Below are 23,142 nucleotides of genomic sequence, written 5' to 3'. Positions count from 1 at the left end.
CAGGGCGGGATCGCACTTTGTTAACAAATATGATCTAATAGTGCTAAATCCACAATCACACAGCCATTTTGAACTTAATCGAACACTTATCAGTCGTCCAAGACACTCGGTCAGACATTAATCAGAAGCATGATCTTATCGATGTCATGTTCCTTGTAATTAGCGCCATCGCATCTGGATGTGAAGGATGGCAAGATATTGAATTGTTTGGGAAAGACAAACTAGATTGGCTGAGAAAATACAGAACATTTGAACATGGTATTCCACGTCGGCATACAATAGCCCGTATTTTACGTTCAGTTGTCGCAGAATCTTTGCTAGAGGCATTAGCCCTGTGGATTAACGAGCAACGCACTAGTCAACACAAGCCGATAATCGCATTCGATGGAAAAGTGCTGCGTGGCTCATACCGAAATGACAAAAAAACAGCGTTACAATTGGTTACCGCCTACGACACTGAACGTGGCCTCGTTTTGAGTCAAAAGCCGACTGAGAGCAAAAATGGCGAGATCAACGTTGTACGCCAAATGCTTGATGTTATTAACGTAAAAGGCAGTGTCATCACCATTGATGCCCTGCATTGTCAGCGCGATACGCTCGAGAAAATTGCAGAGAAAAAGGCTCACGTTGTTGTTCAAGTGAAGAACAACCAGCCCAAATTGAGAGTGGCTATTGTGGAGCAATTTCAAGCTGTCTTTGAAGCAGGTAAAGAGAAAATAGTTACCGAAATCAAAGAGAAGCACCATGGCCGCAGTGAAGAAAGATATGTATTTCAGTTAAAGGCTAAGTTACCTAAAGAGCTTGCGGAGAAATGGCCGACAGTACGAAGCATCATTGCGGTGGAGCGGCATCGAGTGATCAACGGAAAAGGAAGTGTAGACACCTCATATTACATAAGCTCTATGTCGCCGAATCACAAAATGCTAGGCCACTACATTCGTCAGCATTGGCGTATTGAAAACAGCCAGCATTACGTATTAGATGTTGTTTTTAAAGAGGATTACTCACGGATCACGCTAGATGGTGCTGTAGAAAATATAGCGTTGTTTAGACGCTTTGTGATGAACATGCTGAAGCAATGCGAATGTGGTGCACCAAGCCAAAAAGTGAAGTTGAAGAAGGCTGCTTGGAACGATGATTATCGGGCACGAGTCTTCTTTGGGTTATAAATTGAACAAAGTGTGCTCGCGCCCTGGGTTGCAGACAATGAGATTGAACACTTTCTATCACATAAGGCGCTGAATTTCAGGGCGACAACAGATAAAGCGGCTTACAAAGATGCTGAGTTTGTCATCATTGCTACACCAACCGATTATGATCCAAAAAATAATTACTTTGATACCAGCTCTGTAGAATCTGTCATCAAAGACGTCATGGAGATCAATCCTGATGCGGTGATGGTTATTAAATCAACGGTGCCGGTTGGCTATACCGAGCGTATTAAGCAAGAGCTGAACTGCGAAAACGTCATGTTCTCACCGGAGTTTTTGCGTGAAGGCAAGGCCCTGTACGATAATCTACACCCATCACGTATTATCGTTGGTGAATGTTCTGAACGCGCTAAAGTGTTTGCGAATCTTCTTGTGGAAGGTGCGGAAAAAGAAAACATCGACGTACTGTTTACTCACTCAACGGAAGCAGAAGCAGTAAAGTTATTCTCAAATACTTATCTAGCGATGCGAGTTTCTTATTTCAATGAGCTTGATTTTTACGCGGAAGCGCATGGCTTGGATTCTCGTCAGATCATAGAAGGTGTTGGCTTAGACCCTCGTATCGGCAATCATTACAACAACCCTTCATTTGGTTACGGTGGTTACTGCTTACCAAAAGACACCAAGCAACTATTAGCAAACTATCAAGATGTACCAAACAACATTGTGGGTGCGATTGTTGATGCAAACCGTACCCGAAAAGACTTCATTGCGGATTCAATTATTAAGCGCTCGCCTAAAATTGTCGGTATTTATCGTTTGATCATGAAGGCGGGCTCTGACAATTTCCGTGCTTCTTCCATCCAAGGGATCATGAAGCGTTTAAAAGCCAAAGGCATCGAAGTCGTCGTGTATGAACCGGTATTGGAAGAAGAGCATTTCTTTAACTCGAAGGTTTATTCTGACCTAGAAGAGTTCAAAGCTGTATCGGATGTGATTGTATCTAACAGAATGGTAGAAGAAATCGCAGACGTTGCAGATAAGGTGTACACACGAGATCTGTTTGGCAGTGATTGATTCGGCTCTATTTTAGCTAATGCTAATTAGACCAGATGTTAACAGCTCGATCTATCCGTTTAGTGGCGATATACTGAACCCCTAAACGGATAGGGATACTAATAACTAATGAAAACACGTGACAAGATTGTTTACGCTGCTCTAGAGCTTTTTAATGAGCACGGTGAGCGTAGTATTACGACCAATCATATTGCTGAGCATATCGAGATTAGCCCTGGTAACCTCTACTACCATTTCCGCAACAAGCAAGAAATTGTCCGTGACATCTTTACTCTCTATTCGACAGAGTTACTTGAAAGGTTCACACCGATTCAAGGCCAACAAGAAAGCCTGACGTTACTAAAGACTTACTTAGATTCTATCTTCACACTGATGTGGAAGTACCGATTCTTCTATGCGAATCTGCCTGAAATATTGTCACGTGATGAAAAACTCCACCTTGATTACATGGCCGTACAAGAAAAGCTGCAAACGAATCTTGTCGATATCATGCGAGCCTTCGTTGAGTTGAACCTGCTCAAAGCAACGGATACGGAAATGAAATCGATGGTCACTTCTCTTCACTTGATCGCATCGGGTTGGTTGGCGTATCAGTCTGCGATGTCTCCAAAAGCCCAAATTACCGAGCAAGTCGTTCATCAAGGAATGCTGCAGATGATAGCGACCGTTAAACCAATTGCGACCGCGCAAGGTTTTGAACAGCTGACATTATTAGAAGATGGTGTAAGGGCGTTGAACTCTAAATAGAAAGAGACGAGTAAGCGGTATACGGGATTCGAAGAAAGATACTCGCATCCCGTATCTGCTCTTTATCGAACTAACCAACTCTTCGGGTTTTGGGCTTGGCTGTTTCTGCGAATCTCAAAGTACAGTGAAGGGCGCGTTTGGCCGCCAGTGTCACCAGCAAGCGCAATCGCTTCGCCAGCTTTAACCTTGTCACCTTCTTTCTTTAAAAGTGCTTGGTTAAAGCCGTAGAGCGTCATATCACCTTTACCGTGGTCAAGTAGCACCACTAATCCATAGCCACGCAGATACTCTGCAAATACCACCGTGCCAGAGTAAACCGATTTTACCTGCTGACCGTACTTGGCGTTTATCACCATGCCTTTCCAGTTAATTTGACCCGTTTGGCGTGAGCCGTAGTTATGCAGAACTTTGTCTTTGATTGGCCAAGGCAGTTTACCTTTGCGTTTGGCTAACCCATCCATAGGGACGGCATTACGTCGTTCTCGAGCCGCTTTTTCTGCTTTCGCTATTTCAGCTTTGAGGCGTGTTTCATTTCGCTGAAGCTCTGCTAGGTAATTCTTGTCACCCGAGATGTTTTTCTTGATGCTGCCAACCGTTTTCTTACGCTGCGTTTGAGTTTTGGCTAACGTATCGCGCTTGGTGGTTTGCTGTTTTAGCAGTGTTGCTATCTGTTCTTGCTCAAGTTGACGCTGTTTGTGGCTTTCTTCTAATTCAAGTTGCGTCTGTTCAATCGTTTTAATGGTTGCGGAGCGAGCTTTGGCAAGGTGCTGGTAATAATGACTGATGCGATCTTCTTCTACACCGGTGTTGAGAATGTGAGAAGAAGCCTTAGCTCGACTCGTCATGTAGTAAGTCTGAATGAGCTGCTCTAACTTGTCTGTCTGGACTTTTTTCTGTGCAGTGAGCGCTTTAATCTTTGTGTCTAAATTAGCAATATTAGCATTAGCAGTATTGAGCTGCTTTTTACTGTCTAGAATCGCTTTTTCAAGTGAAGCGATGGACAGCTCCTGCTTCTTGAGGTTTGCCTGTAGGCTATCGAGTTTCTTTTGCTGGGAAGAGAGCGCTTTCTGTTGACGAGAGATTTCGCTTGATACGCCTTTCAGTTCACCTTGAGATGCAGCAAATGATGATGAAGACAAAAGAGCAACACCAAGGCTGGCAGATATCAAAAGAACAGTGCTCATTGATTGAACGGGTTTCATCATTATCGTCATTTTGCTCTTATTAATAATCAGCATCTGCTGCGAGTCTTTTCGCATCTCGGCTATCGGCTATTCGTCGGATCCCGAATCTGCTCTTAAATCCCATCACCATGGATGAAGTTCTGAGAGCGACCGTTAAACCCCTGATCCATGTCTAAAGATGGCTTATCAGTTTTCGGCTTTCCAACAATTTTTGCAGGAACACCAGCGACAGTCGTATGAGGCGGAACGGCTTGAAGAACCACTGAGCAAGAACCAATTTTCGCGCCTTCACCCACTTCAATATTGCCAAGTATTTTAGCGCCGGCACCGATCATTACACCTTCTCGGATTTTAGGGTGACGATCGCCACCTTCTTTACCCGTACCACCTAAAGTCACGTCTTGAAGGATAGATACATCATTTTCAACTACGGCTGTTTCACCAATCACGATACCGGTGGCGTGGTCGAGCATGATCGCTTTACCGATACGAGCGGCTGGGTGAATATCCACTTGGCAAGCAACCGAAATTTGGTTCTGTAGGTAAGTAGCAAGTGCAATACGCCCTTGCTTCCATAGCCAGTTAGCCACTCGGTAACCTTGCAAAGCGTGGTAGCCTTTCAGATAAAGCAGAGGCATCGAGTACATTTCTACAGCCGGATCTCGAGTAACTGTCGCGCAGATATCACAAGCGGCCGCATCAATGATTGAGTCATCTTCTTCAAACGCTTGCTCAACCACTTCACGTACAGCCATGGCTGGCATCGAAGCCGTCTTTAACTTGTTAGCAAGAATGTAACTGAGTGCAGCCCCTAGGCTTTCATGGTTGATAATCGTGGCATGGTAAAAACTCGCAAGCATAGGTTCCTGCTCAGACTGCTGTCGAGCTTCTTTTACGATGCATTGCCAAACTTTTTGTTGTTCACAGTGTTTCATTTTTCCATCCATTTTATCTATTTCATTCCACGACTTAATAAGCGATGTTATCGCTCTGACTTCTTGTCTCGAGCAAGCAGATCTTGCGCAGCTAAGTGTGCATCCTTTCCTTGATACAGCACTTGATAGATTTGTTCAACAATTGGCATCTCAACACCCATACGTTCGGATAGTAACCAAACTTCTTTAGTGTTGCGATAGCCTTCGACCACTTGGCCGATCTCTTCTTGTGCAGTATCGACGTCTTTACCTGAACCTAAAGCCAATCCAAAACGACGGTTACGTGATTGGTTATCAGTACAGGTTAGTACTAGATCGCCCAGCCCTGCCATACCCATGAAGGTTTCTGGTTGCGCGCCAAGAGCAGCACCTAATCGGCTCATTTCAGCCAAGCCGCGAGTGATGAGTGCGGTACGTGCATTAGCACCAAAGCCAATACCATCCGACATGCCTGCGCCAATTGCGATAACATTCTTCACTGCGCCGCCAAGCTGCATACCAATGAAATCTGAGTTTGCGTACACGCGGAATGTTTTACCGCAGTGAATTTTTTCTTGAAGCTCTTCTAGGAAAACTTCATCAGGTGAAGCTACAGAGATAGCCGTTGGCATGCCCATCGCTAACTCTTTGGCGAAGGTCGGCCCGGATAGAACCGCTAAAGAGTAGCCATCACCCAGCACATCGTGCGCGACATCTTTAAGCAGGCGACCTGTTTCAGGTTCTAACCCTTTCGTTGCCCAGCAGATACGAGAGTTATCAGATAAATGAGGCTTTAAACTATTTAAAACGATGCCAAACACGTGACTAGGGACAACGACTAGGAGGTCACGACTGGCTGTTACTGCTTTCTCAAGGTCTGATTCGATGATCAGGCTTTCTGGAAAGTCGATATTAGGAAGAAACTCATTATTTGCACGCTCTGAGTCAAGACGTGCCATGTGGATAGGATCGTGCCCCCAAAGAACAACGTTTGCACCGTTACGCGCTAGAGATATGGCTAAAGAGGTTCCGTAAGAACCAGCGCCAATGACAGTCATGGCAATTTCTTTGCCGTAAGCGCTGTCTATACCGTAATCGTCTGCCGTGTTAGTCGGGCGAGTTGTATCTGTCATGCTTCCACCTAAAAATAATGAGGGAAATCGAAGAATTCTGGAAAAGCTTCCTAATAATCAGAAGGCTTTCTATCTTAGTACAGTGTAAAGAAAAAATGCACATCGCAGAAGTTACGATGTGCATTTAAGAGTTAACTAGCGTTTGAAACGTTAGGATTAAGTTCTACTTTGAGACTTAAGCCTGCTCGCCTTCAGCTTGTTGAGCTTGGTTCTGTAGGTAGTTCATGAACAAAGCATCGAAGTTTACAGGTGCTAGGTTCAGTTGTGGGAACGTACCTTTAACCACTAGGCTAGAAATCGTTTCACGAGCGTATGGGAACAGGATGTTTGGGCAGAATGCACCTAGGCAATGAGCCAGTTGGCCAGCTTCCATTTCGCTTGCAGAGAAGATGCCACCTTGTTGAACTTCACAAAGGAATGCTGTGTCATCTGCGTTCTTAACAGTGACCGTTAGACGTAGGATTACTTCGTACACACCTTGGCCAAGTTCACGGCTCTGAGTGTCTAGGTCCAGTTTTACATCTGGGTTCCACTCTTTTTGAAACATGTCTGGAGAGTTTGGCGCTTCGAAAGATACGTCTTTTAGGAAGATACGTTGGATTGCGAAGTTTTGTTGTGCGTCTTGTTGTGCTGCTTCAGCCATTTTCTTGTCCTTAAAAATTTAAATTGGGCTTGGTTCGTCATATTTGTCGAACAAAACCCGAAAGTTAGTTTATTAGGTCAGCTTACTTTTTACCTTTTACTAAAGGTAGATTAGCTTCGCTCCAAGCCACTAGGCCACTTTTCAGCACGCTTACGTTTTCGAAGCCTGCTTTAACCAGTAAGTTAGCGCTTTCTTGAGCGGTTTGACCTGTCTTGCATACTACGATGATTGGGTCAGCTTTACGGCTTTCAAGGCTTCCCAAGTTATTTGATTTGATGTCCGACGGCAAAATGTGAAGTGCGTCAGTAATATGGCCCTTTTTGAACTCATCTTTAGTACGAATATCAACCACAACGCCGTTCTCACGGTTAATCAGTTGTGTTGTTTGTGCTGCAGTGATCTCTTTGTACGCTGCGTTTGATGTCTTGATAACGTTCGCAATGATGGCAACAACCAAGCCGATCCATACGATGGCTAAAATCATATTCTCTTGAACAAATGGAACTAACTCTTGCATGTCTTGAACTCTTATTCATTATTGGGCGAAAAATTATAAGGTAGGAGTATAGCGAGGTTTGGAGTTTGGTGTACATAGAGAACTGAATCTTTAAACAGCATCAGGAGCAAAGTTTAACGATTTTTTTTGATTATATTTTCCGTTAGATAGATAATAGCCCTATTTACATTTTTAAATTTTAACGCGTAGTGTGGTTTTCGCTTTGTTACCAAAGGGCGGTAGCGTGTTTGGTAAAGATGCCTACACTATGCACAGTTCATGAATCAAAATAAGTTAGGTTAGGGGTTTTTTGTGAAGATATTAGTCACTGGCGGTGCTGGTTTTATCGGTTCTGCAGTTGTTCGCCACATTATCAGCAATACATCGAACAGCGTTATAAACGTTGATAAACTCACTTATGCGGGGAACTTGGAGTCACTTGTCGATGTTGATTCAAATGAACGTTATGCATTCGAACAGGTAGATATTTGTAATCGTTCAGAACTTGACCGTGTTTTTGCAGAGCATAAACCGGATGCAGTAATGCACTTAGCCGCTGAGTCGCATGTTGACCGCTCTATCACCGGTCCAGCTGCATTCATTGAAACGAACGTAGTTGGAACATATACGCTACTAGAAGCGACACGTGAGTACTGGAATACACTTGAAGATCAAGCGAAAGCAGAGTTTCGCTTCCACCATATTTCTACAGACGAAGTTTATGGTGACCTTCCTCACCCAGATGAGGTTCCAGAAGGTGCTGAGCTACCAATGTTCTTGGAGACGACATCTTATGAACCCTCTAGCCCTTACTCTGCTTCAAAAGCATCAAGTGACCATTTGGTACGTGCGTGGCTTCGTACTTATGGCTTGCCGACTATTGTCACTAATTGCTCAAATAACTATGGGCCATACCATTTTCCTGAAAAATTGATACCACTTGTCATCTTGAATGCTCTAGAAGGAAAAGATCTTCCTATCTACGGTAAAGGTGACCAGATTCGTGACTGGTTGTTTGTAGAAGATCACGCTCGAGCGCTCTACAAAGTCGTGACCGAGGGTAAAGTCGGTGAGACCTATAATATTGGTGGTCATAACGAAAAGCAGAATCTTGAAGTGGTTAATACTATTTGTGACATCCTTGATACGCTAGTACCGAAAGAGAGCAAATACGCAGAGCAAATCACCTACGTTCAAGACCGCCCAGGTCATGACCGTCGCTATGCTATTGACTCATCTAAAATGCAACGTGAATTGGGTTGGACACCGGAGGAGACTTTCGAAACGGGTCTTCGTAAAACAGTACAATGGTACCTAGATAATGCTAAGTGGTGTCAAAATGTACAAGATGGTAGTTACCAACGTGAGCGCCTAGGTGTAGTAGCAGGAGATATGAAGTAATGAAAGGTATCGTATTAGCTGGTGGCTCTGGTACTCGCCTATACCCACTTACACGTGGTGTTTCGAAACAACTCTTGCCGATTTATGACAAGCCAATGGTGTTCTATCCAATATCGACATTAATGCTTGCTGGTATTAAAGATATTTTGATCATCACGACACCTGAAGATAACGCTGGCTTTCAGCGTTTGCTTGGAGATGGCTCTGATTTCGGTATTAATCTTGAGTATGCAATTCAACCAAGTCCTGATGGTTTGGCTCAAGCTTTCATTATTGGTGAAGAGTTTATTGGTGATGACAGTGTGTGTTTGGTCTTGGGTGACAATATCTACTATGGCCAATCGTTTAGTGAGCAGCTGAAGCATGCCTGTGAACTCACAGAGCAAGGCTTGGCAACGGTATTCGGTTATCAAGTCAAAGACCCAGAGCGCTTTGGTGTCGTTGAATTTGATGAGAATATGAAAGCCGTTTCAATTGAAGAAAAACCAACACATCCTAAGTCAAACTATGCAGTAACCGGTCTCTACTTCTACGATAACCGTGTAGTCGAAATGGCTAAGCAAGTTAAGCCATCTCATCGTGGTGAACTAGAAATTACCACTCTTAACGAAATGTATCTAAATGACGGTTCTTTAAACGTAGAATTACTAGGTCGTGGTTTTGCGTGGCTAGACACAGGTACTCATGAGAGCTTACATGAAGCATCTTCTTTCGTGCAAACTATTGAGCATGTACAAGGGCTAAAAGTCGCGTGTCTAGAAGAAATCGCATGGCGCAACGGTTGGTTAAATGATGAGCAAGTTCTGACTTTAGCTAAACCAATGATGAAAAATGAGTACGGCCAGTATTTAACGCGTTTGGTTAATGAAGCAAAGAAAAAGGCTGAGGCTTAATGCGAGTATTAATCACCGGTTGTCACGGTCAAGTTGGTTCTTGCCTCACTGAACAGTTGGCCAACAATGAAAATATAACAGTGTTAGCGCTTGATAGACAGCACCTTGACATTAGCAATCAAGATGCTGTAAATGCAGTCGTTACTGAATTTCAACCTAGCGTTATTATTAACGCAGCTGCACACACTGCGGTTGATAAGGCTGAGGAGGAAGTTGCTCTCTCTTATGCGATAAATCGTGATGGTCCCAAATATCTAGCACAAGCCGCACAAACCATTGGTGCGGCAATTCTGCATATATCCACAGACTATGTCTTTGAAGGTAATAAAGTCGGGGACTATATCGAGACAGATCCGACGAACCCTCAGGGTGTTTACGGTGAAAGTAAACTGGCTGGGGAAATTGCTGTTGCACAATCATGTGAAAAGCACATCATTCTTCGTACCGCGTGGGTTTTTGGTGAAAACGGCAATAATTTCGTGAAAACGATGCTCAGATTAGGTGAGACTCGAGATGCATTAAGCATTGTCGGAGACCAGTTTGGTGGGCCTACATTTGCCGGTGATATTGCAAGTACATTGATTCAAATCGCGAAACGCATTACTCAAGGGAGTGAGGTTGAATATGGTATTTACCATTATTCGGGTTTGCCTCATGTCAGCTGGTTTGATTTTGCTGAAGCTATTTTTGATATTGCTGTTGAGCGAGGTGTTCTTGATAGCAAACCGAACTTGTCGAGTATTACGACTGAACAATACCCAACACCGGCAAAGCGTCCAAGTAACTCGAGACTCAATACTGAGAAAATTTCGCAATACTTCTTTGTTCAAGCGAGTGATTGGAGAAAAGTATTAAAAGTTATTCTAGGAGATGATAATGGACGTCATTAAAAGTAATAAATCACTATTACTTCTTTTTACTTTCTATGGGGCTTTATATGGAATTTGTGTCTTTGCTAATATAAATTCAAAAGAGTTTATGACTATCGATGAGAACTCAATTGTAAGTTCTCTCGAACAACTAACGACAAGTGCATTCTACAACATGAATGCAACTTATCATTCTCAATTTTATGGTTGGACATATTTCTCACTCAATTTTGTTTTAATTTCAATATTGAATGTTATCGGAGTCGATTCAGAAATAGGAGTGAATTTTTCGATAAGAGCTGTTGGTTTTATTATAGGACTAATTGTAATTACACTATTTTATAAGCTAACAATTCGGAGTGTGACGAGGACCAAAGCTTGTATACTAACTGCTTTCTTTATAGTAAATCCTGTAACCGCACATTTTTTTAATGAAATACACCCAGAAATGTTAGGTGTTTTATTTCAGTTAGCCGCTGTGGGATTGTTTTATAGTATTTATGTAGATAAAAAAAATATAAAAGGTGATTTTTACCTTGCTATATTGTTTTTATCTCTTTCTTGTCTAAGTAAGCAAGCATTCGTCGTTGCGAACACATTTATAGCTCTTTCTTTTTTCATATTGTACCATCTTGAAGTGAAAAAATTGCAGTTAGGGGAATTTATAAAAATAATATTTTTCTGCCTTATAGTATTCTTTTCTATATTTTTTATCATTCATCCCTATGCTTTTATCGAATTTGATAAGTTTTTCGAAGCTCAAAGATTTATATCTGAAGAGCACTCTTCGAAAAGCTTTGATATGGTGGCTGATCGATGGGTGCAAGAAATAATAGGCAACCCTCTTGTATTGATTAATTTTTTGCTACTTTTCTCTTTGTTGTGGTGGAGGAAACTTCCGTTATCGTATAATTTGAGTGTGGTATTTTGTTGTTTGGTCACTTCGATATATGCTTATAAATCTAGGCTATGGGTTACCGATAATTATTTTTTCCCAATCTATGTTTTTTACTTCTTTAATATATTTTATTTTATAAATTCAGTATATTTTAAAACTTATAAAAAAGTTAGATATATCATACTTTTTACACTGTCTTTGGTGTTTATTTCAAACCTCAGTGTGTCGATTAACGAACAACAAAAACGCTTCTTTTTACAGTCAACAAAAACTAAAAACATAGCGTGGGAATATTTAAAAGATCTACCTGATAATAAAAAAGTAGCGTATTCACCAAATATAGCAATGCCAGATAACTTGAAGGGTAATGGTTGTCATGCATGGCAAGGGTGTAACTATGCTAAGGATCTTGAAAAATATGATCCGGACATGATTGTTTATAGCCCGTCATATCCTCACTTTAATAGTCAGGAATTTCAACGCTATATAGACGATAACGATATGAAGCTTGTTAAAGAAATAAGTAGCCACAAAGATACTTTAAAACACACCTGTCAAAACCCAAGTTACAATAAATTATATATATTTGATTATTTCTTATTATTTGAGAATATCTCTAGTTGTATTAATTCATATGTAAGTATGGTTAATAACTATATGACTCGAAGCGAAATAACTGGTCTTGACATTAAAATATACGAGAATGATTGATATATGAAAGTAACTGTTTCTATTGTTGTCCCGGTATATGCTGGAAAAGAATATCTCGAAAATCTAGCTTCAAGAGTTTCAAGAGTAAAGGATGAGTGGGAAAAGAACGCTTTTCCTATCGAAATTCAAGAGCTCATTTTTGTCGATGATGATTCAAAAGATGGCTCTAAAGAGGTGCTTAAAAAGCTATCTTCACTGAGTTGGGTTCATATTGTCACGCTATCAAAAAATTACGGACAACATCCGGCAACTGTAGCTGGAATATCTCACTCTTCGGGCGATTGGATCGTGACTATGGATGAGGATCTACAGCATCAACCTGAAGAAATACTAAACATGCTAGAAGTCTGTGTTAAACAGGAAGCCGACATATTATACGTCAACTCTGATACGCCGGTTCACCAGTCTTACTTTCGAGATCTAAGTTCTAAATACTATAAAAAGATAATTCAAAAACTGACTGGAAACCCACATATTTCGAGTTTTAACAGCTTTAGGTTGATTAGAGGTTCCATTGCAAGAAGCGCAGCTGCGGTCGTTGGTCATGAAAGCTACTTAGATGTAGTACTTTCTTGGTTTTCAGATAAAGTTGCGATCCATAAAACGTCATTGGAAGACAAACGTTATATTGAAACTGGCAAGTCAGGGTATAGCCTTCGGAAGTTGCTGTCTCACGCAAGACGTATGCTCATGACGTCAGATGCAAAGCTATTGCGTGGAGCTTCATACTTAGGTTTTATAGTCTTTAATTTATGTATAATGCTATCGGTATACTTATCACTTAAAAAATGGCTTGTTCCTGAAAGCATAACTATAGTTGGATGGGCATCTCAAGTTGTTTTGCTCCTGATGACAATATCGGTAGTCCTTATCATATTAGGTGTAATTTCTGAATATCTATCTACTTTGGTTCAAGAGTCGAATGGGAAACCACCTTATTCAACGGTTAATAGAGAAAAAGACTTATTGATAAAATACTTTTTAGAGGGTGAGGGCATTGTATCTTCTAAGAAAGGAAAATAACCGCTCTATTATCGTTGTTGGTTTGGGCTTAATTGGGCAATCTATTGTTAATGAACTTATTCGTAAGGGCTATAGAATAGATAGGAAACAGAGAGTTAACTGGAAAGAGTCCGTAGACCATATTGTCATAGATATTTTGAATTTCATTAATGAAGCTATTCATGAAAACGTATCTATAATATGGTGTGCTGGTAAGTGTGGCTTTAATAGTGAGGACAGCGAGACCAATATAGAAGACGCTTTCTTTTTAAAGATCATACGAGCTATTTATAATTTGTTAGAAACTAAAGGTGAAATTTTATCATTTTATCTTATTAGTTCAATCGGAGGCTTATTTGAAGGGCAGGTTTCTATTCATGATAAGATGAAGCCCTGCCCTCAAAGAGCATATGGAAGATTAAAGCTCTCACAAGAAAAGACTTTGTTGAAAAGTAGTTTTAGACTTCGCCCTTTCATATTTAGGTTGAGCTCTGTATACGGTTCTATAAACACCAATAATAGAATGGGGCTTGTCCAAGTTCTTATCAAAAATGGTATAGAGAATAAAATAACAAAAATTTATGGAAATGCCGATACGTTGAGAGACTATACGTCTGTAGATGATATTTCAAAGTTTATATGTGGTGTGGTTATAACTTCTTATGATGATGGAAGTAATATCTACCACTTAGCAAATGGAAAAGCCTCATCGATAGGTGAAATAAAAAGCTTAGTTGAAAGGAAAATACGTAAGAGATTATTGTTATCATATGAGAAAAACGCGACTAATAATTTGAATATAGTGTGCTGCACTAATACCTACGGTGGTATTTGGTCCCCATCGTTCATGAATGAGAATATTAGAAAGTTATATGAACAAGCAATTAATAAATAGAGTTATTGGGAACCGGTTGATCAAGTTTTTGACTGTTGGCGCGGTGAATACCATAGTCTCATATGTGACTTTCATGATGCTAATAGAGTTTGTCAATTATAATGTTTCCTATTCAGTATCATACTGTATAGGTATCGTTACATCGTATATATTAAATGGGTCATGGACATTTAATAAATCGCTATCAATCAGAGGATTGATCACCTACCCAGTTGTGTATTTAGCTCAATTTTTTAGTGGTTGGGTTATTTTAAAGGTTGCGGTTGAGGTCTATAAGTTTACTGAGAGCGAAGCTTATATCGCTTCTATGCTTGTATCTATACCCGTTGGTTTTTTAGCTTCTAAACTATATTTTAAAGATAGAAATTGAATAATATTATGAAAATAATTAATACTAGTATTCCAGATGTGAAAATTATAGAGCCAAGTGTGTTTGGTGATGAACGTGGTTTCTTTATGGAAACCTGGAATCAAAAGCAATTTGAAGAGCTCGTAACAGGTAAACCAACGCAGTTTGTTCAAGATAACCATTCCAAATCAAAAAAAGGTATCTTACGCGGCCTGCATTACCAAACCGAAAACACTCAAGGCAAGTTAGTTCGCGTGGTTTCTGGTGAAGTGTTTGATGTTGCCGTCGATATTCGACAAGGTTCGCCAACCTTTGGTCAATGGGTTGGCGAGTATTTATCTTCAGAAAATAAGCGTCAACTTTGGATCCCTGAGGGGTTTGCACATGGGTTCTATGTGACTAGCGATGAAGCTGAGTTTGTTTATAAATGCACAGATTACTATAACCCGAACGCTGAGCATTGTTTGATCTGGAACGAACAAACTGTAAATATTGATTGGCCGATTACTGATTGCGTTACTCTATCTGAAAAGGATAGGAAGGGTCAAACACTCCATGAGCTATTATCTGTAGTTGATTTTTCGAAGTAAACTGGATTTATGGACTCAACACACTGTTAGATGCAATTGCAAGGTAGTAAAATGTACAAATTACCCTTTAAATTTATTCAGGACATTTATGGTAGCCGCGAATTATTAATTTCGATGGCAAAACGTGATATCCAGAATCGATATCTTGGCTCTTTGTTTGGTGGTATTTGGGCTTTCGTTCAGCCACTTGTTACGATTACGATAATATGGTTTGTTTTTCAAGTTGGTTTTAAAGCGCAGCCGACATCTAACGGGGTTCCATTCACCCTTTGGTTAGTATCTGCAATGATCCCATGGTTTTTTATTGCGGAGATGTTGTCAAATGCAACTAACTCAATTATCGAACAAGCTAGTATTGTAAAGAAGATAGTATTTAAAGTTAGCTTGCTTCCAATAGTAAAAATAATATCAGCATTAATAATTCATTTATTCTTCATTCTTATACTTTTTTTTATAGCAACTATATATGGCTATTATCCAAGTATTAATTGGTTGCAAATACCATATTACGTGTTTTGCTCACTATTACTGATGCTAGGTGTTTCATGGATTACATCTTCTATCGTAATTTTCTTTAGAGATATAGGTCAACTTATTGCAGTAACTATACAGTTAGGCTTTTGGGGCACTCCTATTTTTTGGGATATCGCTATGATACCACAAGAGTATCAATGGGTGCTCAAGCTAAATCCTGTATTCTATATCACTGAAGGTTATAGGAATACGCTAACAACCGAGTTATGGTTTTGGGAATCGATGAGTTGGACCGCTTATTTTTGGTTGGTGACTTTGATTACTTTACTACTTGGGACTGTTTGTTTTAAAAGATTAAAACCGCACTTTGCGGATGTGTTATAAAAGGTTTAAATGATGAACGAACTTGCCATAAGTTGTAGAAATTTAACTAAAACTTATCCAATGTACCACAACCCTAAGGATCGTTTTAAAGAAGCTCTTCACCCATTCAGAAAAATCTATCACGAGGACTTTTATGCCCTAAGAGATGTAAGTTTTGATATAAGACGAGGTGAAACTGTTGGAATAATTGGACAAAATGGTGCAGGCAAGTCAACGCTTCTTAAGATAATTACCGGAGTTTTGACCCCAACATCAGGTACTTCCGAAGTTAATGGGGTTGTTTCGTCGATTCTAGAGTTAGGCACTGGATTTAATAATGAGTTAACAGGAATAGAAAACATATACGTTAACAGCTCTTTGATGGGAGTGTCTAAAGAAAACGTTGACAAAAAACTAGATCAGATTATTTCATTTGCAGATATCGGTGATCATATCAATCAGCCTGTACGTGGTTATTCTTCAGGTATGTTTGCGAGATTAGCATTCTCTATAGCTATCAGTATCGAGCCCGACATACTTATTGTGGATGAGGCATTAGCCGTTGGTGACATGAACTTTCAAGCTAAATGTATGACAGCGATGAAGCGAATTCAAGAGAATGGCACCACAGTTCTTTTCGTAAGTCATGATATTAGCAGTGTGAAGAGTTTGTGTGAGAGGGCAATTTACATCAAAAATGGAGTTCTTCATGCTGAAGGTCACGCTGGAGAAATCGCTGAATTATATATGAGAGAGATGCGTGAGGAACAAAGCGATAGTATTTCTAAAGACCTTGCTGTGATTGATCAGCCCGAACTGAATTCTAATATATTACCAAGTACTGATGCAAAAGAGACAAGAGATTTAAAGAGTTTAAAAGTGTTTAAGGACCGCGTTGCAGAATTTCGATATGGTTCAGGCGGCGCAAACATAACTTTAGTTGAACTTTTAGACAAGAATGGCGAGTTAGTGGATGAGGCTGATTTCAATGAAGAAGTTAGACTAAGAATACATATTGAAAGTGATATAGAAGACAATGTGAGTGTTAATTTTCAGGTCTTTGATGATAAGAAAATCAACATTATATCAGGAGGTTGCCTTCTTTCTGAGGGGGAGTTAATTGATATAAAGAAAGGAAGTCGTCATATTGTAGATTATGACTTTAGAGTTCCATTACAATATAACCATTACTCAATCCAAGCCACAATTACGTCAACACTAGTGGAAAATGTGTCCTATAATTTTATAGATGCAATACCTAATGCCTACTTGTTTAAAGTTAAAGTTAGGCCAGAAATAACATTATGGTCCAAGGTTCATGTTTTTCCTAAATTGACGGTAAAAGAGATTGACCAAAATTAGAGGCTACTTGAATTTTAAAGTGGATATATAAATGAGTGCAATTAACAGTAATACAAAGTATTTTTGTATAGGGTTCAATAAAACAGGTACAACTTCATTAGAAAATGCCTTTCGGTTATTTGGTTTTACTTTAGGGGACCAAGCTACAGCAGAAATGCTAATATTTGATTGGAACAATAATCAATTTGAAAAAATACTCAGATTTTGTGAAATGGCTGATGCTTTTCAAGATATTCCTTTTTCTCTGCCTGGAACATATAAAAAAATCTTTGAACAATACCCGAATGCCAAGTTTATTTTGACGTTGAGAGATTCAGCAGAGCAGTGGTATGACTCTCTTACTCGATTTCATACCAAAGTCTTTTCAACTGATGAGACTACCTTGCCCTCTAAGCATGATCTAGATAAATCTATGTATCGCTATAAGGGATATAGTTTGGATGCAATGAAAATTATGTATGATTATCCAAGCGTACCGCTTTATGATAAAAAGCATTACATAGATTTATATGAAAAGCACGAGAAAGACGTAAAGGAATTCTTTAAAGATAAGCCTGAACAATTATTGGTTTTAAATGTTGCGGAGACAAAATCCTATCAAAAGCTTGCAGCTTTTGTTGGGGTTCGTGTTGAGAGCGATGACTCTTTTCCTTGGGAGAATAAGACATGACAATTAAAGTAACACAGCCCTCATTTCCGCCTCTTAGTGAATTTAACCAAATGTTAGAGGATATCTGGGATAGAAAATGGCTTACTAATGGCGGGCACTATCACCAAGAATTAGAAAGAGCCTTAGCTAATCATCTTGGCGTCAAGTATGTTTCTTTGTTTTGTAATGGTACTATTGCTTTATTGACTGGTCTCAAAGCTTTAGGCATAACTGGAGAGGTTATTACCACTCCTTTTACGTTTGTAGCAACTTCTCATGCAATTGAATGGAATGGTTGTACCCCTGTGTTTTGTGATATAGATCCTGATAGCTATAATTTGGATCCCTCTAAGATAGAGTGCTTAATCTCTGAAAAAACACAAGCTATAATGCCTGTTCATGTTTATGGAAACCCATGTGATGTAAAAGCTCTAAAATCTATTGCTGATAAATATAATTTGAAAGTTTTTTATGATGCAGCTCATTCCTTTGGCGTTGAAGTTGATGGTGAGTCTATTTTGAATTTCGGTGACTTATCAATGATGAGTTTTCATGCTACAAAGGTATTCAATACGATTGAAGGTGGAGCTCTAATAACAAACTGTCCTGATATGAAGAAAAAGATCGACTTTTTGAAAAACTTTGGCTTTGCTGGAGAAGAATCAGTGGTTGATATCGGGATTAATGGGAAAATGAATGAAGTACAGGCTGCTTTTGGCTTAGCTCAGTTAAAGTATGTTGAGGAGCAAATCACTTATTGCAAGAGCATTTCTGATTTTTACCGTAAAAAGCTATCTGACGTGCCTGGTATCGAAATTCTGAAGGAATCTGATAAGGTAAAATATAATTACTCATACTTTCCAATAGTAGTTAATGAACACGAATTTGGCATTGATCGTGATATGCTTTATGAAATATTAAAAGATAACAATATCTTATCAAGAAAATACTTTTATCCGCTAGTATCTGATTTTGATGTTTATAAAAATAATCGAGAGATTTTTAGACAAGGCAGTCTTAGTGTTGCAAAGAATATAAGTGCTAGAGTTCTATGCCTCCCAATATACTCTGACCTTTCTATAAATGAGGCGAGTAATGTAATTGATGTTATTAGGGCTTCTCGATGAAAGTAGCAATAATGCAACCCTACTTTTTCCCATACTTCGGTTATTTTGAGTTAATTAAGTCAGTCGACAAATTTGTAATTTATGATGATGTCAACTATATAAAAAAAGGATGGATTAATAGGAATCGTATATTAATATCCGGAGAGCCTAAAATGTTTACAATGCCTCTGGTTAACGCTAGCCAGAATAGACGTATAAATGAAATATTGCTCTCTCCTCAAATATCATTATGGAAGACCAAGTTTCTTAAAACAATAGAGTTAAATTATAAACGAGCCCCTCATTTTGATGAAACTTACGCTTTGGTAAGTAAAATTATTGATTATAAAGCAGAGAGTTTATCCGAATTTATAACCAATAGCATAGTTAATGTTGCTAAACACTTAGATATTAATTCAGAATTCGTTATAAGCTCGTCTAGCTACAATAACTCCCAGTTAAAAGGGCAAGATAGAATTATCGATATATGTAAAAAAGAATGTGCTAGTGTATATATAAATGCCGTTGGAGGGAGAGAGCTCTATACACGAGATGTATTCTTAAATAATAATGTTGAATTAAGATTCATGGAGAATAAATCTTTGGGTTATGAGCAATTTTCTAATGAGTTCGTCAGTAATCTTTCTATCATAGATGTTCTTATGTTCAATGGAAAGACGTACCTGTAATAATTTATTCATGGAGTTATAATGAGTGATTCTCCTTTAGTAATCGTATGGATGTGTACTTATAACCATGCAGATTATATTGAACAAGCTGTTGAATCAGTCATGAGTCAAAAGACAACATTTACATTTAAACTGATTCTTTTAGATGATTGTTCGAGTGATGGTACGAGAGAGAAGTGTTATGATCTTCGACGCAGGCATGGCTCTGAATTGGAGTTGATTCTTCCTGAAAAAAATACAAGGGGAAAATCTGTTATTGATGAGCTTTATCCTAGATGCCTTAATAGTGGTGCTAAGTATATTGCTCTTTGTGAAGGTGATGATTATTGGACTGATGTAAATAAGCTACAAAAACAGTTCGAAATTTTGGAAAAACTACCTGACTACTCCGGTTGTTCACACAATACTAAAGTTATTAAAAAACAGAGTAAAGGCGAATACGAATATATTGTTAATCAAAGCATAAAGAACACTTTTACGATTGATGATTTTACAAAGGGATTAGCATATTTTCATACATCATCGATGTTATATCGAATAAGTATGATGAAAAAAATAGATTTTGACTTCTTTAGGAAAAATCCTGGCGACTGGCTCTTGTTAACATTGATGTCGGAGCTTGGTCCGATTCGCTATATTGATGAATCTATGTCATCGTATAGGATTCACATAAATGGCGAATGGAGTCGGTTAAGTAAGTTATCTCAATTAAAGAAAAACTTAGAAGCAATCGTTAGATATAATCGTGGCTTTGGAAATAGATATGAACAAAACTATATGCCATTATACATTAGATCGTCCTTATCTGAATACAATAATTATAAGCAAGAAATTATTGAAAGTTTAAATAATTTTGAACACAACGAGCTTTTTAAGTTAGTTGAGTATTTCTATGAACATAATCTATCTAGTGAGAAAAGGATTGCTCACGATACTGAAGTAATACAGAGCTTGCAGTTGTCAATTGGCTATCAACAAGATGAAATTAACCTTTTAAAAAGCACAATAAAAGACAAGGAAGATTTCATAGAGGCCATGCAAAAAGAAACAGAAGTGAAAAATTCTGAAATTAAAGTTATAAATGAGCAAGTTATTGAAATGAAATCTATAAACAATCAATTGCTTGAACGTTTAGATCGACCTAATTTTTTAAATAAACTGTCAAGGCTTTTTGTAAAGCTATATAAGCGTTGCCTTGCTATTTTTTCCTGATCTTTTAAGTCAAATTTATTACCTTAGCGATTGAAAACAGTTTTGCTAAGGTCAAATCATAGGGCTAATTATGAAAAATCAACATCTTACGATAATGAAACATTACGAAAAATGTTTAGATTTATATGGTGACACTCATTTAGGTGTCGATTGGCCAAATAAAGAAGACGCGAAGTTACGATATTCAGTTATGAAAGATTTAATTGTACAAGAAGATCTTAACTCTCGTATTTCTTTATTAGATTTTGGCTGTGGGGCTTCTCATTTTTTTGAATACTTGAAAGATATTGAGCTTAATAATGTAGATTATTCGGGCCTTGATATATCAAGGAAGTTTGTAACCTTGTCTAAGGATAAGTTTCCAGGAAACAACTACTATTGTGTTGATATATTAAGAAATGATACCGACTTACCACAGTTTGACTACGCGATTCTAAATGGAGTTTTTACTGAAAAATGTGATCTCTCATTCGAAGAAATGTTTTCTTTTTTCCAAGCCGTACTGACTCGTGTTTTTAAAAAGGTAAATACAGGTATGGCGTTCAATGTAATGTCAAAAAATGTAGATTGGGAGAGAGATGATTTATTTCACCTTTCTCTGGACTTGCTCACGGAGTTTTTGTCAAAAAATATCTCTAGGAAATACATCATACGTAATGACTATGGCTTATATGAATATACAGTCTACGTCTATAAATAGGGGGAGTGATGAAGCCAATTGTTTTATTCGGGGTTGAAGACTTTGCCGAACTTGCGTATTACTATTTGACTACGGATTCACCATACAAAGTAGTTGCTTTTACAGTCCATGAAAAGTATATGAAGTGTGAACGATTTAATAATCTTCCTGTTACACCTTTTGAGGAGTTGGAAAAAAAATACCCTCCAGAAAAGTATGATTTGTTTGCGCCAATGATGGCGAAGAGAATGAACACTTTAAGAGAAAAAGTATACTTAGAAGGTAAAGAAAAAGGATATGACTTCATTTCGTATGTCAGTTCAAAAGCTACTGTTTTTAACAGTGTTATTGGAGACAATTGTTTTATATTGGAGAATAATACGATTCAACCATTTACTGAAATTGGAAATAATGTAGTGCTGTGGAGTGGAAACCATATTGGGCACCACGGTATAGTTAAAGACCATGCTTTTTTTACTTCACATGTCGTAATGTCAGGACACTGTGTAATTGGCGAGAATTGCTTTCTAGGTGTTAATTCGACTATAAGAGATGGTTCCAATCTAGCCAAAGGTACACTCTTATCAATGTCTTCGAGTCTAACTTTAAAAGAAACAGAAGAATGGGGAGTGTATATCGGTCATCCTGCAAAGAAAAAAGGGACTCGTTTTAGCTATGACGTATTCTAATCCTCATAAATGGGAAAAGATGGGGCTGATATATAAACCCGATAATACTATTCCTTGGAGCGTTACTCATGCTCAAGCTCCAGTTGCTGAGTATATTGAAGACAAGAATATTATACGTGTATATTTTGCTACTAGAAATATTGATGGTTTAAGTCTACCAACATTTGTCGATCTTAATGCGGATAACCCTTTAGAGATTCTTCATATTAATGAAAGCCCTCTACTAGACCTTGGAAGCTTAGGTACATTTGATGATAGAGGGGTAATGCCGTCATGGGTTGTTAATCGAGGTGATGAACGATGGTTATATTATATCGGGTGGAATGTTAGGGATAATATTTCCTACCACAACAGTGTAGGTTTAGCTATCGCCTCTTCTTCCGATGATACATTTGTTAGGTTCTCCGAAGGACCGTTGTGGGATAGAGATTGGAAAGAACCTTATTTTTCTGCATCTACTTGCGTTTTATTTGATGATGGCGTTTGGAAAAATTGGTATTTATCCTGTACTGGTTGGAAGGTTGTCAATGGTAAATCGGAACCTCGTTATCATATCAAATATGCTGAGTCTGAAGATGGGATCAATTGGGTCAGAGAAGGAAAAGTCGCCATAGACTATAAAAATGAGGAAGAGGCAGGTATCGTAAAAGCTTCTGTAGTCAAAGAAAATGGAAGATATCTCATGTGGTTTTCATACCGTAATTTCACAAACTATAGAACTGATCCAAAAGCTAGCTATCGTATTGGATATGCCGAGTCGAAGGATGGAATTGTTTGGAATAGAAATGACGACCTTTCAGGAATTGATATTAGCGCTTCGGGCTGGGATTCTGAAATGATAGCATACCCTCATGTAATAAAAGTAAAAGAAAGTTATCTTATGTTTTATAACGGAAATGGTTTTGGTCGATCAGGCTTTGGGTATGCTCGTTTGTTGAAACGATAATTATGCGCGATGTTGAATTG

The 23,142-nt window shown here is 38.6% G+C and carries 24 protein-coding genes and 1 pseudogene; 20 read left to right on the top strand and 5 right to left on the bottom strand.

Going from position 1 to position 23,142, the window contains the following annotated elements; all coding sequences use genetic code 11:
• The first annotated feature begins 68 nt into the window (after positions 1-68).
• The 3 genes and pseudogenes from AB4585_RS05370 (at position 69) to AB4585_RS05360 (ending at position 2,975) form a co-directional block, all read left to right on the top strand.
• Positions 69-1,169 (top strand): ISAs1 family transposase, encoded by a 1,101-nt coding sequence (locus tag AB4585_RS05370; RefSeq protein WP_102319868.1) that lies wholly within the window; start codon positions 69-71, stop codon positions 1,167-1,169.
• Between the two features lie 27 nt (positions 1,170-1,196).
• A pseudogene (locus tag AB4585_RS05365) lies at positions 1,197-2,228 on the top strand (nucleotide sugar dehydrogenase); the annotation flags it as partial.
• A gap of 108 nt (positions 2,229-2,336) precedes the next feature.
• On the top strand, positions 2,337-2,975 hold the full coding sequence (locus tag AB4585_RS05360) for a TetR/AcrR family transcriptional regulator (RefSeq protein ID WP_017063104.1): 639 nt from the start codon (positions 2,337-2,339) through the stop codon (positions 2,973-2,975).
• Between the two features lie 62 nt (positions 2,976-3,037).
• On the opposite strand, the gene AB4585_RS05355 is transcribed toward AB4585_RS05360, so the two are convergent.
• From AB4585_RS05355 to AB4585_RS05335, 5 genes are all read right to left on the bottom strand, one after another.
• Positions 3,038-4,189, bottom strand: a complete 1,152-nt coding sequence (locus tag AB4585_RS05355; RefSeq protein ID WP_017066282.1) for a murein hydrolase activator EnvC — start codon at positions 4,187-4,189, stop codon at positions 3,038-3,040.
• An 83-nt stretch (positions 4,190-4,272) separates the two neighbouring features.
• Positions 4,273-5,094 (bottom strand): serine O-acetyltransferase, encoded by an 822-nt coding sequence (gene cysE, locus AB4585_RS05350; RefSeq protein WP_136974368.1) that lies wholly within the window; start codon positions 5,092-5,094, stop codon positions 4,273-4,275.
• A gap of 47 nt (positions 5,095-5,141) precedes the next feature.
• The gene (gene gpsA / locus AB4585_RS05345) at positions 5,142-6,206 is read right to left on the bottom strand and encodes an NAD(P)H-dependent glycerol-3-phosphate dehydrogenase (RefSeq protein ID WP_372155641.1); all 1,065 of its coding nucleotides are present in this window, start codon (positions 6,204-6,206) and stop codon (positions 5,142-5,144) included.
• Between the two features lie 175 nt (positions 6,207-6,381).
• Positions 6,382-6,849 carry a protein-export chaperone SecB gene (secB, locus tag AB4585_RS05340; RefSeq protein ID WP_004741403.1) on the bottom strand — a complete coding sequence of 156 codons (468 nt, stop codon included), beginning with the start codon at positions 6,847-6,849 and terminating at the stop codon, positions 6,382-6,384.
• Between the two features lie 82 nt (positions 6,850-6,931).
• Positions 6,932-7,366 carry a rhodanese-like domain-containing protein gene (locus tag AB4585_RS05335; RefSeq protein WP_004741402.1) on the bottom strand — a complete coding sequence of 145 codons (435 nt, stop codon included), beginning with the start codon at positions 7,364-7,366 and terminating at the stop codon, positions 6,932-6,934.
• A 291-nt stretch (positions 7,367-7,657) separates the two neighbouring features.
• On the opposite strand from AB4585_RS05335, the gene rfbB reads away from it, so the two are divergent.
• The 17 genes from rfbB to AB4585_RS05250 all read left to right on the top strand — a co-directional run bounded on the left by rfbB (position 7,658) and on the right by AB4585_RS05250 (position 23,122).
• Complete coding sequence (gene rfbB, locus AB4585_RS05330) at positions 7,658-8,746, top strand: dTDP-glucose 4,6-dehydratase (protein ID WP_372155640.1); 1,089 nt, start codon at positions 7,658-7,660, stop codon at positions 8,744-8,746.
• Positions 8,746-9,639, top strand: coding sequence for a glucose-1-phosphate thymidylyltransferase RfbA (gene rfbA / locus AB4585_RS05325; protein WP_372155639.1), 894 nt, complete (start codon positions 8,746-8,748; stop codon positions 9,637-9,639). Before rfbB ends, rfbA begins: the two co-directional genes overlap by 1 nt.
• Positions 9,639-10,529 carry a dTDP-4-dehydrorhamnose reductase gene (rfbD, locus tag AB4585_RS05320; RefSeq protein WP_372155638.1) on the top strand — a complete coding sequence of 297 codons (891 nt, stop codon included), beginning with the start codon at positions 9,639-9,641 and terminating at the stop codon, positions 10,527-10,529. The genes rfbA and rfbD overlap by 1 nt, the downstream gene beginning before the upstream one ends.
• Positions 10,516-12,117: a hypothetical protein gene (locus AB4585_RS05315; RefSeq protein WP_372169408.1), complete on the top strand. Its 1,602-nt coding sequence runs from the start codon at positions 10,516-10,518 to the stop codon at positions 12,115-12,117. The genes rfbD and AB4585_RS05315 overlap by 14 nt, the downstream gene beginning before the upstream one ends.
• A 3-nt stretch (positions 12,118-12,120) precedes the next feature.
• Complete coding sequence (locus tag AB4585_RS05310) at positions 12,121-13,140, top strand: glycosyltransferase (protein ID WP_372155668.1); 1,020 nt, start codon at positions 12,121-12,123, stop codon at positions 13,138-13,140.
• A complete protein-coding gene (locus AB4585_RS05305) occupies positions 13,115-14,014 on the top strand; it encodes an NAD-dependent epimerase/dehydratase family protein (RefSeq protein WP_372155667.1) in 900 nt (299 codons plus the stop codon). Before AB4585_RS05310 ends, AB4585_RS05305 begins: the two co-directional genes overlap by 26 nt.
• The gene (locus AB4585_RS05300; protein WP_372155666.1) at positions 13,971-14,384 is read left to right on the top strand and encodes a GtrA family protein; all 414 of its coding nucleotides are present in this window, start codon (positions 13,971-13,973) and stop codon (positions 14,382-14,384) included. The genes AB4585_RS05305 and AB4585_RS05300 overlap by 44 nt, the downstream gene beginning before the upstream one ends.
• Positions 14,385-14,392: 8 nt before the next feature.
• Entirely contained in the window at positions 14,393-14,953 is a 561-nt protein-coding gene (gene rfbC / locus AB4585_RS05295) for a dTDP-4-dehydrorhamnose 3,5-epimerase (RefSeq protein WP_372155664.1), read from the top strand.
• Between the two features lie 51 nt (positions 14,954-15,004).
• On the top strand, positions 15,005-15,811 hold the full coding sequence (locus AB4585_RS05290; RefSeq protein WP_372155663.1) for an ABC transporter permease: 807 nt from the start codon (positions 15,005-15,007) through the stop codon (positions 15,809-15,811).
• Between the two features lie 9 nt (positions 15,812-15,820).
• On the top strand, positions 15,821-17,152 hold the full coding sequence (locus AB4585_RS05285) for an ABC transporter ATP-binding protein (RefSeq protein ID WP_372155661.1): 1,332 nt from the start codon (positions 15,821-15,823) through the stop codon (positions 17,150-17,152).
• Between the two features lie 31 nt (positions 17,153-17,183).
• Positions 17,184-17,822 (top strand): sulfotransferase, encoded by a 639-nt coding sequence (locus AB4585_RS05280; protein WP_372155660.1) that lies wholly within the window; start codon positions 17,184-17,186, stop codon positions 17,820-17,822.
• A complete protein-coding gene (locus AB4585_RS05275) occupies positions 17,819-18,928 on the top strand; it encodes a DegT/DnrJ/EryC1/StrS family aminotransferase (RefSeq protein ID WP_372155659.1) in 1,110 nt (369 codons plus the stop codon). The genes AB4585_RS05280 and AB4585_RS05275 overlap by 4 nt, the downstream gene beginning before the upstream one ends.
• The gene (locus tag AB4585_RS05270) at positions 18,925-19,596 is read left to right on the top strand and encodes a WbqC family protein (RefSeq protein ID WP_372155658.1); all 672 of its coding nucleotides are present in this window, start codon (positions 18,925-18,927) and stop codon (positions 19,594-19,596) included. Before AB4585_RS05275 ends, AB4585_RS05270 begins: the two co-directional genes overlap by 4 nt.
• A 21-nt stretch (positions 19,597-19,617) precedes the next feature.
• A complete protein-coding gene (locus AB4585_RS05265; RefSeq protein ID WP_372155657.1) occupies positions 19,618-20,808 on the top strand; it encodes a glycosyltransferase in 1,191 nt (396 codons plus the stop codon).
• 70 nt (positions 20,809-20,878) lie between these two features.
• Positions 20,879-21,508 carry a class I SAM-dependent methyltransferase gene (locus AB4585_RS05260; RefSeq protein WP_372155655.1) on the top strand — a complete coding sequence of 210 codons (630 nt, stop codon included), beginning with the start codon at positions 20,879-20,881 and terminating at the stop codon, positions 21,506-21,508.
• 8 nt (positions 21,509-21,516) lie between these two features.
• Positions 21,517-22,176, top strand: a complete 660-nt coding sequence (locus AB4585_RS05255) for an acetyltransferase (protein WP_372155654.1) — start codon at positions 21,517-21,519, stop codon at positions 22,174-22,176.
• A complete protein-coding gene (locus AB4585_RS05250; RefSeq protein WP_372155653.1) occupies positions 22,163-23,122 on the top strand; it encodes a hypothetical protein in 960 nt (319 codons plus the stop codon). The genes AB4585_RS05255 and AB4585_RS05250 overlap by 14 nt, the downstream gene beginning before the upstream one ends.
• Positions 23,123-23,142: the final 20 nt, after the last annotated feature.

Source organism: Vibrio sp. 10N.222.49.C9, from assembly GCF_041474985.1.
GTDB classification, from domain to species: domain Bacteria; phylum Pseudomonadota; class Gammaproteobacteria; order Enterobacterales; family Vibrionaceae; genus Vibrio; species Vibrio crassostreae_C.
This window is presented reverse-complemented; position numbering and strand designations above follow the sequence as displayed.